Here is a 15,653-nt window from a genome sequence, read left to right as displayed (position 1 = left end):
CGCGTATATTCGAATGCGGGAGGTTCTTCGTGCAATTCGTACTGCTGTTCATCGCATTGGCCGCACTGACGTATCTGGTGTGGCGGATGCGTTCGGTGCGTCCGCACAAGCCCGCCGGCCGGGTCATCGGCCCCGACGACGACCCGGACTTCCTGCGCAGCCTCTGAGGTAGGAGGTAGGTCAGCTCCGCGACGGTGCTGCGAAACCGTCGGCGACGACGGCGGCCAGTTCCAGCAGCGCCTCCCGGGTCTGCGGCCGCAACCGCGCCAGGTCCACCTCGGCGCCCTCCTCCAGGTGCGGGTCGAACGGCACCAACCGGACCGCCCGGCAGCGCCGGGAGAAGTGGTCGACGACCTTCTGCAGGTCGACCTTGCCGCTGCGCGGCCGCACCGCGTTGATGACGGCCACCGAGTTGCGCACCAGGTCCTGGTGCCCGTGCGCGTCGAGCCAGTCCAGGGTCGCCGAGGCGCTGCGCGCACCGTCGACCGATCCGGAGCTGATCAGGATCACCGTGTCGGCCTTGGCCAGCACCGCCGACATCGCCGAGTGCATCAGCCCGGTCCCGCAGTCGGTCAGCACCAGGCTGTAGTAGCGCTCGAGTACGTCGAGCACCTGCAGGTAGTCCTCGGCGCTGAACGCCTCGGAGGCGGCCGGGTCGGCATCCGAGGCCAGCACCTCCAGCCGGCTCGGCCCCTGCGAGGTGTAGCGCCGCACGTCGCTGTAGCTGTCGATGTCATCCGCGTCGCGGATCAGGTCGCGCACCGTGCGCGGCGTCTCCAGCGGCACCTTCTGGCTCAGCGTCCCGCGGTCGGGGTTGGCGTCGACGGCGACCACCCGGTCACCGCGCACCGCGGCGAAGGTGGCGCCCAGCGTCGCGGTGATGGTGGTCTTGCCGACGCCGCCCTTGAGGCTCAGCAGCGCGATCCGGTAGCAGCCCGACAGCGGCTGGTCGGCCTGGGCGGTCAGCGCTGCGCGGCGCTGGGCCCGCGGACCCTCACCGACGTTGATCAGCTTGCCCGAGGCCAGGTACAGCCAGCGCCGCCAGCCCTCCGACGGCGCGGCGGCCGGCTGGCGCAGCAGCGAACTGCTGGACAGATCCGGGTACGGCGTGGCGGGCACGTCGGGCCGCGGCGGCACCGGCACGGGTGCGCCGGCGGGGGCAGCGGCCGGGCGGGGCACCGGCGCGGTGCCCGGATCGCCGCCGAACAGCCCGCCCGGGAAGCTGGGCGCGCCACCGAACGGGTCGACGGCCGGCATCCCGGTCGGCGGGGTCATCGGGACCGGGTTCATCGGCGCCGGGGACACGAAGCGCCGCTCGGCGCGGAAATCGCCGTGCGTGCCCAACCGGGGCAGATCGGCGGGCACCGGTTCGATCAGGCTGGTCGGCGCGTCCTCGACATCGCGGCCGGGCTGATCATCGAGGCCGTGGGAAGACTGCTCGGACACAAAAGCTCCTTGTTTCAGCCGACGCCGGCGTACGAGTGCAGGCCGGCGGTGACCAGGTTGATGAAGAACAGGTTGAACACCATCGCCACGAAGCCAACAACGTTGATCCAGGCGGCGCGACGGTCACGCCAGCCGGCCGTCGAACGTCCGTGCAGGTAGGCGGCGTAGACCACCCAGGCGATGAAACTGACGGTTTCCTTGGGGTCCCAGCCCCAGAACCGGCCCCAGGCCTCCTCGGCCCAGATCGCGCCGAAGATGACGCCGAAGCCGAAGACAGGGAAGCCGAAGATGGTGGTGCGGTAGGCGATCCGGTCCAGCGTCGCCGCGTCGGGCAGCTTGGCGACCAGGTTCGCGATCGGGCCCGTCGCTCCCGGTTGTCCCCACTTGGACGTCTTGAGCAGGAACAGCATGCTGGCCACACCGGCGACCAGGAACACCCCGGAGCCCAGGCTGACCACCGACACGTGGATCGGCAGCCAGTAGGACTGCAGCGCCGGCATCACCGGGGCGGCGTTGGCGTAGAGCCACTTGCCCGACACCGCCAGCAGGATCAGCACCGGCAGCAACACGAACACCCACAGCGACCGGTAGGCCGGCCGGCGCAGCACGACCGCGGCGGCCACCAGGCCGGACAGACAGGTCAGGTTGATGAACTCGTACATGTTGCCCCACGGCACCCGCGAGGTGGACAGGCCGCGCAGCACGATACAGGCCGCCAGCAGCGCGATGCCCAGGTAGACCAGCGCCAGGCCGGCCCGGCCCACCCGCTCCTCGCCCGACCGCCGGGGTGCCTCGGCGATGACGCCGGGCCGGTCGGCGGCCGCGTCGACCGGAGCACCCGCGCCGACCAGCTGCCGTTCGGTCACCCGGCGGCTGCGGCTGTAGGCCAGTTCGGTGGCCAGCAGCAGCAGCGCCAACACCAAGACCACGATCGTCGAGGTGAATGCTGCGTCCGAATAGCGGGCCAGCCCGATGTTGACGTGCTCTGTGTTCATCCGAATCTCCCAGCAGAAGCGACTCCGGGTCCGAGGAGCTGGGCGGTCAACCGCTCGAACTCGTCGCCCCAACCGGAGTTGTCGGTACGCGCCAACCCGCCCAGGTCGACCCTTACCGTACCCGGGTGCACTGGGTCGGGCTCAATCCGCGCCCACACCCGGCGACGGCGCACGACCAGCGAAACCAGCAGACCGGCCATCATGGTCAGCGCGAACACCAGCACCCACACCTGCGCCGGATCGTGGCTGACCTGGAGGTTCACGAAGGGCTTGGCGCCGACGAAGGTGACGACGGCCCCGTCGGGCAAATCGACCGACTCGCCGACGCGCAGGTTCCTCCGAGTCTTCTGGCCGGTCTCGAACATCTTGTGGTCCAGGGCGAATAACGACTGCGGCCGGCCGGAGTCCAGTCCGGTATCACCGAGGTAGATGTCCACCGCGACGGCCGGGTCACGCATCTCCGGGAAGCTCGACGAGAGCACCTCGCCCTTCTTGCCGTCCTTGCCGACCATCTCGGTGAACTGGGCGGTCGGGGCGAACAGACCCTCGATGCCGATCTGGTGTTTGCGGCGCTCGGGCGAGGTGGCGTACATGCCGGCCGGCGGGTCGAACCGCATCGCGCCCTCCGAGAGCAGGGTCTGCGGCGACATCGGCTTGAACTGGACGGTCTGGGTGCGCGTCTGCCCGTTCGGATAGGTCACCGTGAACGTCGGCGCGAAGCCGTGTCCCTGCAGGTAGATGCGGTCGCCACCGATGCGCAGCGGGTGGTTGACCTCCAGGCGGTAGTCCCGCCAGTGGTCGGCCGCCAGGTCGTCGCCGGCCTGATAGGAGATGTCGGAGGCGAACGACAGCGCCTGCCCGCTGGGCAGATAGTGGGCGTCGAAATCCTTCACCTTGATGCAGATCGGGTTCAGCGAGGTGCCGTCGACGGTGTTGCCGGCGCGGAACGAGTCGAACGCCGAGGGCGAGGCCGAGCAGAAGCCCGGACCGCCGTCGGCGATGACGATGACGTTGCCCTCGTAGCCGAACAGCTTGCCGGCGGCCACCGCCACCAGCAGGCCCAGCAGCGACAGGTGGAAGACGATGTTGCCGAACTCGCGCAGGTATCCCTTCTCCGCGGACACCTCGGCGCCGCCGTCGGCGCTCGGGCGCACCACGGTGCGCCAGCCCCGCAACCGTCCGGCGAGGGCTTCGGCGACGGCCGGTGGCTCCCCGGGCAGCTCCCCCTCGGCGTGCTTGGGCAGCCGGGACAGGTTGCGCGGGGCGGGCACCGGCACCGCGCGCAGGGACTTGAGGTGCTCGATCATCCGCGGGGTCAGACAGCCGACCAGCGAGACGAACAGCAGCACGTAGATGGCGGTGAACCAGAAGCTGGAGAACACGTCGAACATCTGCAGCCGGTCCAGCCACGGCCCGTAGAGGCGGTGTTCGACCAGGTAATCGTCGACCTTGCCGGCGTTGAGCGAGCGCTGCGGCAGCAGCGCGCCCGGCACCGCGCCGAGTGCCAGCAGGAACAGCAGCACCAGCGCGGTGCCCATCGAGGTCAGGCCACGCCAGGTGTTGCGGAGGAAGGCAATCACAGGATTGTTGGTCACAGGATTGTTGGTCACAGGATTGTTGGTTCGCTTCGCACCCGCTCCGGTCCTCGCTGCGGTCCTCGCTGCGCTGCGGTCCTCGCTGCGATCCTCACGGTTGCTCTCGCTCACAGGGGCAGCCTCACGTCGCTGATGAAGGCGTCGCGCACCCAGCCGATGAAATCGTTCCACGCACCGGTCACCAGGGCGATGCCCACCGCGATGAGCGCCAGGCCGCCGACGACCTGGATCACCCGGGTGTTGCGGCGCAGCCAGCCCAGCCCGGACACCGCCCAGGTGGAGCCCACCGCCAACACCAGGAACGGCAGGCCCAGGCCCAGGCAGTAGGCGATGACCAGCGCCACGCCCCGGCCGATGCTGGCGCCCTCAGTCGCCGACGCCGCGGTGATCACCCCGGTCAGCGTCGGGCCCAGGCACGGGGTCCAGCCGAGCGCGAACACCGCGCCCAGCAGCGGCGCCCCGGCCAGAGTGGACAGTTGCAGCGGGGTGAACCGGGCCTGGCGCTGCAGGGCCGGGACGAATCCGACGAACACCAGGCCCATGGCGATGGTCAGCACGCCGCCGACCCGCTGCAGCAGCAGCTGGTTGCTGATCACCGTCGTCGTCAAGCCCAGTACCGCGACGGTGCCGGCGATGAACACGGCGGTGAAACCGGCGACGAACAGCAGCGCGGACCCGGCCACCCGCAGCCGGGCGCGCCGTCCCGGACCGTCGGTGCCCTCCTCGACGCCGACGACGGCGGCCAGATACGACAGGTAGCCCGGCACCAGCGGCACCACGCACGGCGAGGCGAACGACACCAGCCCGGCCAGCACGCATACGCCCAGGGCCAGCAGCAACGGGCCGCTGACGGCGAGCTCGGTGGCCCCGGTCACGACGCGCCGTCCTTCTCGGCGGCGAGGCGCTCGACGACCGGTTGCAGGTCCGACGCCAGCAACGCGCGCAGGAAGACCGCGGCCACCCGGTGTTCACGGTCCAGCACGATGGTCGCCGGGGTGGTGCTGGTCGGGTACTTGCCGCCGAAGGCGATCAGGGTGCGCAGCGACGGGTCGTAGATCGACGGGAAGGTGATGTGGCGATCGGTGACGAAATCGACGGCGGCGTCCCGGTCGTAGTCGCGGACGTTGATGCCCAGGAACGCCACCCCGGAAGCCTTGGTCGCGTCATAGACCCGCTGCAGCTCCCCCATCTCGGTGCGGCACGGCCCGCACCACTGACCCCACACGTTGAGCACGACGACCTGCCCGGCGAAGTCGTCGACCGACAGGGTGCGGTCCGGGTTCATCAGGTCGGGTCCGGCGATCCGGCCGGGGGTCCCGCGGGCCGACGGCGGGTCGTAGAGGATGTCGGTCTTGCCGCCCGGTGAGACGAATTCGAACGTGCCGCCCTGGGCGACGGCGTCGTCTCCCGTCGCGCATCCGGTCAGCGTCAGCAGCACCGCGCCCAGCACCAGGGCAAGCCAGGCCCTCACCGTCCGGCGGGCTCCGCGTAACCCCACCCGACGAGCCGGTCGTCGTCGTAATAGAACGACGTCAACGAGGCCAGATTGCACATGCGCCGGGTGGGGAAATGCGCCAGCCGGCTGCCGGTCAGGGCCCGTCGCACCGTCTCCACCGGCAGCTGATGGCTGACGCACACCGCCTCGTGGCCGGCCGCGGCGATCCGGGCCCGCTCGATCGCGGCGGTCATCCGGGCGGCGATGTCGCGGTACGGCTCACCCCAGGACGGGGTGATCGGGTCGCGCAGGTGGCGCCAGTTGCGCGGGTCGCGCAGCGCACCGTCGCCGGGTGAGACCCGCTGGCCCTCGAACACGTTGAGCGACTCGATCAGCTCGGGGTCGCTGCTGACCTCCAGCGAGTGCGCCGCGGCGATCGGTGCGGCGGTCTCCTGGGCGCGCTGCAGCGGGGAGGCCACCACGTAGGTGACGTCGTTGTCGGCCAACCACTGCGCGACCGCCTCGGCCTGGCCGCGGCCCCGGTCCGAGAGCCGGTAGCCGGGCAGCCGGCCGTAGAGGATCTGCTCGGGGTTGTGCACCTCGCCGTGGCGCATGACGTGCACGATCGTTTTCTCAGGCATCGGTGATCTCCGGGTCGGTCGCGGCGGCCGCGGCCCGCGCGGCGGCGGGCAGGGCGGCGGCGATGGTGTCGAAGGCGGCGTCGTCGAGGGCGGCAGAGACGAACCACGCCTCGTACGCGCTGCACGGCGGGTACACACCGGCGTCCAGCACCGCGTGGAAGAACGGCGGGAACCGCCAGGTCTGGCTGGCCTGGGCGGTGGCGAAGTCGAACACCGGGTACTCGGTGAAGAACACGCTCAGCATGTTGCCCGCGCGCTGCACCCGGTGCGCGACGCCTTCGGCGCTCAGCGCCCCGGTCAGCAGCCCGGCCAGCCGGTCGGCGCCTGCGTCCAGCGCGGCGTACACGTCGGCGTCGGCGTGCCGAAGCGTGGCCAGCCCGGCGGCGACGGCGACCGGGTTCCCGGACAGGGTGCCGGCCTGGTAGACGGGGCCGAGCGGGGCGAGGTGTTCCATCACCTCGGTGCGGCCGCCGAACGCCGCGGCCGGCAGCCCTCCGCTCATCACCTTGCCGAAGGTGAACAGGTCGGCGTCGACGGGTTCCAGGCCGAACCAGCCGCTGCGGCTGACCCGGAAGCCGGTCATCACCTCGTCGAGGATCAGCAGCGCACCGCGTTCGGCGGTGATCCGGCGCAGCGCGGCGTTGAAGCCGGGCAGCGGCGGGACGCAACCCATGTTGCCGGGGCTGGCCTCGGTGATGACGGCCGCGATCTCATGCCCGTAGCGATCGAAGGCCTCCTCGACGGCGGCGATGTCGTTGTAGGGCAGCACGATGGTGTCGGCGGCGGTGGCTCCGGTCACCCCGGGTGAGGTGGGCAGGCCGAGGGTGGCGACGCCGGATCCGGCGGCGGCCAGCAGGGCGTCGACGTGGCCGTGGTAGCAGCCGGCGAACTTCACCACCTTGGCGCGGCCGGTGTAGCCGCGGGCCAGCCGCAGCGCGCTCATGGTGGCCTCGGTGCCGGAGTTCACCAGCCGCAGCCGCTGCACGGGTTCGACGCGGTCGATGATCTCGCGGGCCAGCTCGGATTCCGAGGCCGTCGGGGCGCCGAAGGACAGGCCGTCGGTGGCCGCCGCGCGGACCGCTTCCACTACGGCCGGGTGGGCGTGCCCGAGGATCATCGGGCCCCACGAGCACACCAGGTCGACATAGCTGTTGCCGTCGGCGTCGGTCAGCCGGCAGCCGTGGGCGGAGCTGATGAACCTCGGTGTGCCGCCGACCGACTGGAAGGCCCGGACCGGAGAGTTGACTCCGCCGGGGATCACCTGACAGGCGTCGGCGAACAGGGCGGCCGACAGGTCGGTCTTGCTCATGGGCACCAGTGTTCCAGGAGCACCGATGTGCACCCCGTCACCCCTCACGTTCTGCGTGGCTCGTCGTAGGTGACGACGACGACCTCCGCGGACTCGTCGCCGACCCGACGCAGGCCGTGCGGCACCGACGCGTCGAAGTATGCGCAGTCCCCGGCGTCCAGGGCGGTGATCCGGCCGTCGTGGTCGAGTTCGACGCGGCCGCGGTGGACGAACAGGAACTCCTGACCGGGGTGGGTGGCGTGGCCGGACGCCGCGGCGTGCGGATGGGTGGTGAACCGGGTCCCGGGCCGGACGACGAACGGCGCCATCGCCTTGCCGAGCATGGTTGCCGCGATGGCGTGGCTGCGGCCACCCGCGTGGTCGGCAGCGCGTTCGACGGTCAGCGACGCGGCGGTGGGGTCGTCGGAGAACAGCCGGGCGACGTCGACGTCGAGCGCCCGGGCGATCTTGATCGCCGCCGAGACCGAGGGAGTGCTCCTGCCCCGCTCGACCTTGGACAGGTAGCTCTTGGTCAGCCCGGTGACGGCGGCTAGTTCGTCGAGCGTCTGGGCGCGTTGCCGTCGCACCGTGCGCATCAGCGCGGTCATGCGGCTCCTCCGTTCCGGTGATCGCCGCAAGAATACCGCCCAGAGGAAACAATATTGACGTAATGACACATTGTGTCCTATGGTCGGTGCCACCGACGAAACCGACGGAGACGCCGATGAGCACGCTCGACGACAGCAAACCCGACCTCATGCGACGCGCCCTCGACGGGCTGAACCGGCACGTCGCGGACTCCGGGCTGAGCACCCGGGCGAAGATCGCGCTGACCTGCCGAGCACTGTTCGACGCCGGCCACGACTCCGGGCTGGCCGGACAGATCACCGCGCGCGCCGAACGGCCCGGCACCTACTACACCCAGCAGCTCGGCCTCGGCTTCGACGAGATCACCGAGGACAACCTGCTGCTCGTCGACGAGGACCTCAACGTCCTGGCCGGCACCGGCATGGCCAACCCGGCCAACCGGTTCCACTCCTGGATCTATCGCGGCCGCCCCGACGTGAACTGCATCGTGCACACCCACCCGTTCCACGTCGCCGCACTGTCCATGCTGGAGGTGCCGCTGATCGTCTCCCATATGGACGCCACCCCGCTCTACGACGACTGCGCGTTCCTCAAGGACTGGCCCGGCGTACCAGTGGGCAACGAAGAGGGCGAGATCATCACCGCGGCGCTCGGCGACAAGAAGGCCGTGCTGCTGGCCCACCACGGGCACGTCATCGCCGGCGCCAGCGTGGAGGAGGCCTGCTCGCTGGGCATGCTGATCGAACGGGCGGCCAAACTACAGCTGGCCGCCATGGCCGCGGGCACCATCGCCGAACTGCCGCCGCAACTGGCCCGCGAGGCCCACGACTGGACGCTGACCCCCAAGCGCAGCCAGGCCAATTTCGCCTACTACGCCCGGCGCGCGCTGGCCCGGCACCCCGACGCGCTGTCGCACTGACCGACACCCTTTGAAAGGACACTCCGTGAGCACCGAAATCCAGGGCATCATCGCCTATCCGGTCACCCCGTTCACCGCCGACGGCACCGCGATCGACACCGCCGGACTGGCCGGGCTGGTCGACACCCTGGTGGACTCCGGGGTGCACGCCGTCGCGCCGCTGGGCAGTACCGGCGAGGCGGCCTATCTGAGTGAGGACGAGTTCGACACCGTCGTCGACGTCACCGTCGACGCGGTGGGCCGGCGGGTGCCCGTCGTCGTCGGCGCCGGTGACCTGACCACCGCCAACACCATCCGGCGGGCCCGCAAGGCCGAGCGGGCCGGGGCCGACGCCGTGATGGTGCTGCCGGTGTCCTACTGGAAGCTCGACGATCGGGAGATCGCCACCCACTACGCGGCGATCGGTGCGGCCATCGGCATCCCGATCATGGCCTACAACAACCCCGCCACCAGCGGCGTCGACATGAGCCCGGAGCTGCTGGTCTCGATGTTCGAGAGCATCGAAAACCTCACCATGGTCAAGGAGTCCACCGGGGAGCTGAACCGGATGCTGGCAATCAAGGAGCTTTCCGGCGACCGGTTGCCGTTCTACAACGGTTCCAACCCGCTGGTGCTCGACGCACTGACGGCCGGCGCGAAGGGCTGGTGCACCGCGGCGCCGTGCCTGCGCCCGCAGCCGTGCCTGGACCTCTATGCCGCGGTGGGATCCGGCGACACCGTCGGCGCGCAGCTGATCTACGACGACCTGGCACCGCTGCTGCGCTTCATCGTCGCGGGCGGCCTGCCCACCACCGTGAAGGCGGGTCTGGAGTTGCTGGGCCGCGGGGTGGGAGATCCGCGCCGACCGCTGCTGCCGCTGGACGAGACCCGGCGCGCCGAGCTGCGGGGGTTGCTCGGCCTCTGACCCGGGTGTCCATACTTGACGGGTGGACGACACGACACCGACCGGCGACCCGAACACGGCGGCACTTCTGACGCTCGGGCTGGTGCTCTACGCGTCGCTGATCTTCGTCGGCATCGCGCTGGCGATCTACTACGTCCGCCGCAACCAGAAGGCTCGCGCGATCACCGCGGCGACCGCGGTCGGGGTGCTGACCGTCGCCGGTCTGGTCGCGGCCATCGCCAGCAGTGTGATCTGAGTTCAGGCCCGCGCGACGCGCAGCTGGACCGGCAGGCTCGGCAGGAACTCGCCCGTCGCGAACGCCCGGATGTCCTCGACGGATTCCATCGGGCGCAGCCCCGGCAGCAGCAGCGCCATCAGCGCGTAGCGCAGGATTGCGTCGGCGAGTTCGTTGACCGCCCGCGGTCCGACCCGCTCGGCGAAACCAGCCGGGAAGATCTGTTCCAGCGCCTCGACGACGCGGGTCAGCGCCGCGCCGTAGTGCCGGTGCGCCAGGGTCAGTGCGAGTTCCGGGTCGTCGCGGATCAGCCGGTCCAGCACCCGGTGGCCGCGGAACTTCACGATGGCCGCCGTGAACGCCTCGGCGTAGATGTTCGACTGCGGACCGACGGTGGTGATGTGGTCGGCGATCTCGGCGAACAGGGCGGCATTCTCCCGGTCGATGACCGCGGCGATCAACTCGTCGCGGCCGGTGAACCGGCGGTAGATGGTGGTGCGGCTGACGCGGGCGCGACGCGCCACGTCGTCGAGCGCCACCCGGCGGAATCCGTGCTGTTCGAATTCGGCCAGTGCGGCGTCCAGGATCGCAGCGGCACGGGCGTCCGGGGCGGTCACGGCCGCACCGCCTCGCGCGCGTAGCCGCGTCGGGCAAAACCGTTGTAGCGCACCGTCATCGGCAGCCGGTCCCAGATCCGGTTCACCGCCGGCGAGCGCCACAGCGCGGCGAAGCGCTGGTAGCGGCGTTCCTGGCGGTCGGTCCACGGCAAGCCCAGCAGGCCCCGGGCCCGCGGCGGCAGTCCGCCGGTGGTGAGGAAGGCAGCGACCGGATTGAACACCGGCGCAATGATTTTCCACGCCCACCCCGAGATCGCCTTGGGCTTGGGGAAGCCCTTGGTGACGTAGCCGACGCCATAGGTCGCGGTCTTGTGCGGCACGACGACGGTGTCCATCATGGTGTCCCAGTACTCGCGGAAGGCGGCGTAATCGGGCGGCAGGCCGCGGTCACTGACCCCGTAGCGGCGATACCAGGTCTTCGACTCGGCGTAGATCTGTTCGCGTTCGGCGTCGCTGAGCCGGTGCACGAAGGTGTCGGCGAAGTACAGCACCCCTTCGACGAACGTCGCGTGCGCCCAGAAGTAGGTGTCCGGGTTCAGCGCGTGGTAGCGCGAACCGTCGGGCATGTCGCCCTTGATCGCGGTGTGGAAGTCGCGGACCCGGATGCCGGCGTTGTCGTCGGGCGAGCCGTAGACGGTGTCGAAGATCGGGCCGATGGTGCGCTTGAGCCGCTCGGCGGTGTCGGCGAAGAACACCGAGTGATCCAGCACCCCCTGCCCCAGCTCGGCGAGCATGTTCTGCAGCACGGCCGGCCGCGGGCCGATCAGGTACATCCGGTTGTCGCCGAACCAGCGCCAGACCAGCGAGCCGGCGTCCAGCGGTGCAGCGTCGGGCAGCGTCTCGGCATGCGCCAATTCCGTCATAGACACAATGTTACAGTTTTCGCACTCTGTACCGGAAGTCGGATGGCGGTACTTCCCGGTGTGGCGTTACAGCAAGCGGTTACATTGACACCGGCCGACGTGCGGCTGGATAGGGGACACCTCTGATGACACTCATCTCGACGGCGTCGGGCGTCCCCAATGTCGGCCTGCTCAGCGTGGGCGCGTACCGGCCCGATCGGGTCGTCACCAACGAGGAGATCTGCCGGACGCTGGACTCCGACGACGAATGGATCTTCTCCCGCACCGGCATCCGGACCCGCCACTTCGGGGCGGCCGACGAGACGGCGACGTCGATGGCCGTCGAGGCCTGCCGCATTGCGCTGGCCAACGCGGAGGTGCCCGGCGAGCAGGTCGACGCGGTGATCGTCGCCACCAGCACGAACTTCCGGCAGACACCGCCGTGCGCGCCGCAGGTGGCCACCGCCGTCGGCGCCCAGGCCACCCCCGCCTTCGACATCGCGGCCGGTTGCGCCGGCTTCGGCTACGCGCTCGGCGTGGCGGCCGACATGGTGCGGGCCGGCAGTGCCCGCACCCTGCTGGTCGTCGGCTCGGAGAAACTCTCCGACGCCATCGACCTGACCGACCGCGGCAGCGCCTTCATCTTCGGTGACGGCGCGGCCGCCGTCGTCGTCGGACCGACGGCCGAACAGGGCGTCGGCCCAACAGTTTCCGGCAGCGACGGGTCCCAGTCGCAGGCCATCGTGCAGGACACCAGCTGGATCGACTACAGCCTCGACCCGTCGATGATGCGGCCCTATCTGCGGATGGACGGCAAGGCGGTGTTCCGCTGGGCGGCGTTCCAGATGAGCGACGTCGGCCGGCGCGCGATGGCGGCCGCCGGGGTCACCACCGACGACCTCGACGTCTTCATTCCGCACCAGGCCAACGGCCGGATCAACGAGCTGGTGGCCAACCAGCTGGAGCTGCGCCCGGACGTCGTGATCGCCAACGACATCGAGTTGACCGGCAACACCTCGGCGGCCTCGGTCCCGCTGGCGATGGAGCAGCTGCTGGCCTGCGGCGCCGCAAAGCCCGGTGCCCTGGCCCTGCTGCTGGGCTACGGCGCCGGCCTGACCTACGCGGCGCAGGTGGTGCGGCTGCCCGAGCACCCGCGTTAAATGGGTGTATGCAACTTCCTCAGCGACTCGCCCGGTTCAACCGGCACGTCACCAACCCGATCCAGCGGATGTGGGCTGGGTGGGCACCGGGATTCGGCATCCTGGAGCACACCGGCCGCAAATCCGGCAAGACCTATCGCACGCCATTGAACGTCTTCAGCACCGACGACGGGGTGGCCATCCTGCTCAGCTACGGCCCGGACCGGGACTGGTTGAAGAACATCACCGTGGCCGGCGGCGGCACCCTGAAACGCCGCGGGCAGACCTTCCGGGTGACCGACCCCCGGGTGGTGTCCCGGGAGGAAGCCGCCGGGCACGTCACCGGCGGGGCCCGTCGGGCATTCGGGAAGATCCCGTTCGAGCAGGCGGTTTTGCTGACCCGGGGGTAACCGGCGGAGTCGGAGCGACACCGGACCACGCACATCATTGGTAACTCCGGCCCGTTGAACTACCAATCATCGGTAACTCAACCCCGAAGCACGCGTTTCCGGCCTCAGGTGTAAGGCAACTGGTCGCTGGGCGTCTCCCGATCCGGCGAGCGACCACTTGCGAACACGCACACCCCACCCCCGTGCCCGTGAACTGCGGTTTTGCCGCCCGTCGACGGTAGCGCCCGTACATAACTGGGCGCTCGCGCCCCACGGCAAGCTCGAAAGACCACTTACTCGACGAGTGCTCCGTGACGTCCGCTTCGGGTCGAGCCATCCTGGGCTTTGATGTTCCTGGCTGGCTCGTGCGCAGACTGGATGCCGGTCGCGGCCCCGATCAATGGTGCTGGTTCATCGGGTTCAGCGGGCTGAGCGGATTCGCCGGGTTCATCATCGAATTCGGATTGGCCGGGTTGTTCGGATTGTTGATGCTGGCCGGGTTGTTCGGATTGTTCGGATTCGACGGGCTGTTCGGGTTCAGCGGGCTGTTGATATTGGCGGGATTGGTCAGGCTGTTGGGACCGTAGGGACCCAGGTTGCAGATGGCGTTCGCGTTGGCCATGCAGTCGGCCGGGTTGAACGGGTCCGGGTTCTCCTGGTCGGCCGCCGCGATCGGGGCACCGGTCAGCACCGTCGCCGCCAGAACGGCACCGATCGCGAGAATCCTGCGCATCAACTCAGCCTACTTACTCGGCGGCGGGCCAGCAGCGGCTCAACCGCACACACCACGGCAATCCCGGCCACCGCAGCGGCCAGCAGGGCCAACGTGACCAACTGCGGGTCGTAGACCACCGACACCGTCGCCGGGGCGCCGTCCGCGATGGGGGCGACGTCGACCCGGGTCTGCGCCGCCCACCAGCTCACCCCGCAGGCCAGCGCAGCCGCGACCGACACCAGCAGCCACCACAGCGAACGCCGGTTCACCGCGGCACCTCGCCGTCGCGTCGCTCCAACAGTCCGAGCAGGGCCGCCCGCAGCTTGCGGTGGTCACGCGCCCAGGCCTGAGCCACCCGCTTGTCCACCAACTGCAGCCCGATGGGGGTTCGGCCGCGCGGCACCCCGGTCAGCTCCCCCAGCGCCCGCGAGGACTGCCACTTGCGCAGCGTCTCGTCGTCCGAGCCGGGCTCGGGTTCCGGTTCCGGCTCGTCCTCCTCCTGGTCGACCCCTGCCTTGCGCAGCGCCCGCGCGGTCAGCGGGTTCATCCGCACCGGGCCGGTCGGCGCCGGCCGCGACCCGCGCGGGGCCGGCGGGAACAGCGCGAGGATCTCATCGGTGGAGGTCGTCTGGGCGCCCTGGCGCAGCATGGACGGGGTCAACAGCACCGAGGTGTGGGTGCGGGCGGCGAACACCATGATCCCGACGAAGAAGCCGACCAGCACGGTGAACGCCGTCGGCACCCGCCAGTCCAGGTGGCCGCCGGTGCGGGACTGGATGTAGAGCATCGCCCCGCCGGCCGCCGGGCCGGCCAGCAGCCACAGCAGGCTGGCCCCGCGCTCACTGAACAGCACCGGCTCGTCGCGGGCCGGGTCCACCTCGTCGGATTCGTCCGCAGTCGATTCACCCAAAGTCATCGTCGGGCCAGCCTAGGTCACGCCAACCAGCCGGCGGCCTGCACCGCCCAGTAGGTCAGCACAATGTCGGCTCCGGCGCGGCGGATGCACAGCAGCGATTCCAGCGCGGCCGACGGGCCGTCGATCCAGCCGTTGGCCGCCGCGGCGGCGATCATCGCGTACTCGCCGGACACTTGATAGGCCGCCACCGGCACCGGGGACACCTCGGCGGCGGCACGCAGCACGTCGAGGTAGGCCAGCGCCGGTTTGACCATCACCGCGTCGGCACCCTCGGCGACGTCCAGGTCGATCTCGCGCAGCGCCTCGCGGATGTTGGCGCTGTCCTGCTGATAGGTGCGACGGTCCCCGACCAGGCTGGAGCCGACGGCGTCGCGGAACGGCCCGTAGAACGCCGACGCGTACTTGGCGGCGTACGCCAGGATCGCCACATTGGTGTGACCGGCGTCGTCCAGCCCGTCGCGGATGGCGCCGACCTGGCCGTCCATCATTCCGCTGGGGGCCACCACGTGCGCCCCGGCCGCGGCCTGGGCCACCGCCAGGTCGACGTAGCGCAGATTGGTGGCGTCGTTGTCGACGCGGCCGCGGTCGTCGAGCACCCCGCAGTGGCCGTGATCGGTGAATTCGTCGAGACAGGTGTCGGCCATCAGCACGGTGGCGTCGCCCAGCTCGGCGGCCAGGTCCGCCAGCGCGCGGTTGAGGATGCCGTCGGGGTCGGACCCGGCGGAGCCGACGGGGTCCTTGTCGTCCTCGCCGGGCACACCGAACAGCATCAACCCGCCGACGCCCGCGTCGACGGCCTGCACCGCCGCGGCCCGCAGCGAGTCCCGGGTGTGCTGCACGACGCCGGGCATCGACGGAACCTCACGGGGCTCGTCGATGCCGTCGGCGACGAACATCGGCAGCACCAGATGGCGGGGTTCCAGCGAGGTTTCGGCGACCAGCCGGCGCATCGCCGGGGTGGTCCGCAGTCGTCGGGGCCGGTGCCGGGGAAACATGAGGCGAGGTTACGG

Annotated in this window: 20 protein-coding genes; 6 read left to right on the top strand and 14 right to left on the bottom strand. The window is 70.3% G+C overall.

Annotation, left to right across the window (positions count from 1 at the left end; genetic code table 11):
• Positions 1–29 precede the first annotated feature (29 nt).
• On the top strand, positions 30–167 hold the full coding sequence (locus G6N16_RS21540; protein WP_165756851.1) for a hypothetical protein: 138 nt from the start codon (positions 30–32) through the stop codon (positions 165–167).
• Between the two features lie 13 nt (positions 168–180).
• Here the strand turns inward: G6N16_RS21540 and G6N16_RS05635 are convergent, their stop codons facing one another.
• The 8 genes from G6N16_RS05635 to G6N16_RS05600 all read right to left on the bottom strand — a co-directional run bounded on the left by G6N16_RS05635 (position 181) and on the right by G6N16_RS05600 (position 8,008).
• On the bottom strand, positions 181–1,446 hold the full coding sequence (locus tag G6N16_RS05635) for a MinD/ParA family ATP-binding protein (protein WP_407663619.1): 1,266 nt from the start codon (positions 1,444–1,446) through the stop codon (positions 181–183).
• A 14-nt stretch (positions 1,447–1,460) separates the two neighbouring features.
• Positions 1,461–2,441: a c-type cytochrome biogenesis protein CcsB gene (gene ccsB, locus G6N16_RS05630; RefSeq protein WP_083033845.1), complete on the bottom strand. Its 981-nt coding sequence runs from the start codon at positions 2,439–2,441 to the stop codon at positions 1,461–1,463.
• The gene (gene resB / locus G6N16_RS05625) at positions 2,438–3,979 is read right to left on the bottom strand and encodes a cytochrome c biogenesis protein ResB (protein ID WP_163787960.1); all 1,542 of its coding nucleotides are present in this window, start codon (positions 3,977–3,979) and stop codon (positions 2,438–2,440) included. The genes ccsB and resB overlap by 4 nt, the downstream gene beginning before the upstream one ends.
• Before the next feature lie 164 nt (positions 3,980–4,143).
• The gene (locus G6N16_RS05620) at positions 4,144–4,911 is read right to left on the bottom strand and encodes a cytochrome c biogenesis CcdA family protein (RefSeq protein ID WP_083031472.1); all 768 of its coding nucleotides are present in this window, start codon (positions 4,909–4,911) and stop codon (positions 4,144–4,146) included.
• Positions 4,908–5,507: a TlpA disulfide reductase family protein gene (locus G6N16_RS05615; RefSeq protein ID WP_083031473.1), complete on the bottom strand. Its 600-nt coding sequence runs from the start codon at positions 5,505–5,507 to the stop codon at positions 4,908–4,910. Before G6N16_RS05615 ends, G6N16_RS05620 begins: the two co-directional genes overlap by 4 nt.
• Complete coding sequence (locus tag G6N16_RS05610) at positions 5,504–6,112, bottom strand: histidine phosphatase family protein (protein WP_083031474.1); 609 nt, start codon at positions 6,110–6,112, stop codon at positions 5,504–5,506. Before G6N16_RS05610 ends, G6N16_RS05615 begins: the two co-directional genes overlap by 4 nt.
• Positions 6,105–7,421, bottom strand: a complete 1,317-nt coding sequence (gene hemL / locus G6N16_RS05605; protein ID WP_083031475.1) for a glutamate-1-semialdehyde 2,1-aminomutase — start codon at positions 7,419–7,421, stop codon at positions 6,105–6,107. The genes G6N16_RS05610 and hemL overlap by 8 nt, the downstream gene beginning before the upstream one ends.
• Before the next feature lie 44 nt (positions 7,422–7,465).
• Entirely contained in the window at positions 7,466–8,008 is a 543-nt protein-coding gene (locus G6N16_RS05600; protein ID WP_083031476.1) for a helix-turn-helix domain-containing protein, read from the bottom strand.
• Between the two features lie 116 nt (positions 8,009–8,124).
• Here G6N16_RS05600 and G6N16_RS05595 point away from each other — a divergent pair, with 116 nt between their 5' ends.
• From G6N16_RS05595 to G6N16_RS05585, 3 genes are read left to right on the top strand one after another with little or no spacing between them, the layout of a single operon-like run.
• Positions 8,125–8,907, top strand: coding sequence for an aldolase (locus G6N16_RS05595; RefSeq protein WP_083031477.1), 783 nt, complete (start codon positions 8,125–8,127; stop codon positions 8,905–8,907).
• Positions 8,908–8,932: 25 nt separating this feature from the next.
• Positions 8,933–9,811: a dihydrodipicolinate synthase family protein gene (locus tag G6N16_RS05590; RefSeq protein ID WP_083031478.1), complete on the top strand. Its 879-nt coding sequence runs from the start codon at positions 8,933–8,935 to the stop codon at positions 9,809–9,811.
• Between the two features lie 22 nt (positions 9,812–9,833).
• The gene (locus tag G6N16_RS05585; RefSeq protein WP_083031479.1) at positions 9,834–10,046 is read left to right on the top strand and encodes a hypothetical protein; all 213 of its coding nucleotides are present in this window, start codon (positions 9,834–9,836) and stop codon (positions 10,044–10,046) included.
• A 2-nt stretch (positions 10,047–10,048) separates the two neighbouring features.
• On the opposite strand, the gene G6N16_RS05580 is transcribed toward G6N16_RS05585, so the two are convergent.
• Positions 10,049–10,642: a TetR/AcrR family transcriptional regulator gene (locus G6N16_RS05580; protein WP_083031480.1), complete on the bottom strand. Its 594-nt coding sequence runs from the start codon at positions 10,640–10,642 to the stop codon at positions 10,049–10,051.
• The gene (locus tag G6N16_RS05575) at positions 10,639–11,505 is read right to left on the bottom strand and encodes an oxygenase MpaB family protein (RefSeq protein ID WP_083031482.1); all 867 of its coding nucleotides are present in this window, start codon (positions 11,503–11,505) and stop codon (positions 10,639–10,641) included. Before G6N16_RS05575 ends, G6N16_RS05580 begins: the two co-directional genes overlap by 4 nt.
• Before the next feature lie 125 nt (positions 11,506–11,630).
• On the opposite strand from G6N16_RS05575, the gene G6N16_RS05570 reads away from it, so the two are divergent.
• Positions 11,631–12,644 carry a beta-ketoacyl-ACP synthase III gene (locus G6N16_RS05570; protein ID WP_083031483.1) on the top strand — a complete coding sequence of 338 codons (1,014 nt, stop codon included), beginning with the start codon at positions 11,631–11,633 and terminating at the stop codon, positions 12,642–12,644.
• Positions 12,645–12,652: 8 nt separating this feature from the next.
• A complete protein-coding gene (locus G6N16_RS05565; RefSeq protein WP_083031485.1) occupies positions 12,653–13,033 on the top strand; it encodes a nitroreductase family deazaflavin-dependent oxidoreductase in 381 nt (126 codons plus the stop codon).
• Between the two features lie 376 nt (positions 13,034–13,409).
• Here G6N16_RS05565 and G6N16_RS05560 read toward each other — a convergent pair whose 3' ends face one another.
• Genes G6N16_RS05560 through hemB form a run of 4 tightly spaced genes read right to left on the bottom strand, consistent with a single transcriptional unit; the run spans position 13,410 to position 15,638 of the window.
• Positions 13,410–13,745, bottom strand: coding sequence for a hypothetical protein (locus G6N16_RS05560; RefSeq protein WP_083031486.1), 336 nt, complete (start codon positions 13,743–13,745; stop codon positions 13,410–13,412).
• On the bottom strand, positions 13,745–13,996 hold the full coding sequence (locus G6N16_RS05555) for a hypothetical protein (protein WP_083031488.1): 252 nt from the start codon (positions 13,994–13,996) through the stop codon (positions 13,745–13,747). The genes G6N16_RS05560 and G6N16_RS05555 overlap by 1 nt, the downstream gene beginning before the upstream one ends.
• On the bottom strand, positions 13,993–14,643 hold the full coding sequence (locus G6N16_RS21725) for a transport-regulating membrane protein Mce1N (RefSeq protein ID WP_234805882.1): 651 nt from the start codon (positions 14,641–14,643) through the stop codon (positions 13,993–13,995). Before G6N16_RS21725 ends, G6N16_RS05555 begins: the two co-directional genes overlap by 4 nt.
• Positions 14,644–14,660: 17 nt before the next feature.
• On the bottom strand, positions 14,661–15,638 hold the full coding sequence (hemB, locus tag G6N16_RS05545) for a porphobilinogen synthase (RefSeq protein ID WP_083031489.1): 978 nt from the start codon (positions 15,636–15,638) through the stop codon (positions 14,661–14,663).
• Positions 15,639–15,653: the final 15 nt, after the last annotated feature.

It is taken from the genome of Mycolicibacterium insubricum (genome assembly GCF_010731615.1).
Lineage (GTDB): Bacteria > Actinomycetota > Actinomycetes > Mycobacteriales > Mycobacteriaceae > Mycobacterium > Mycobacterium insubricum.
The sequence above is the reverse complement of the archived record's forward strand: the minus strand, read 5'-3'. Positions and strand labels throughout refer to the sequence as shown.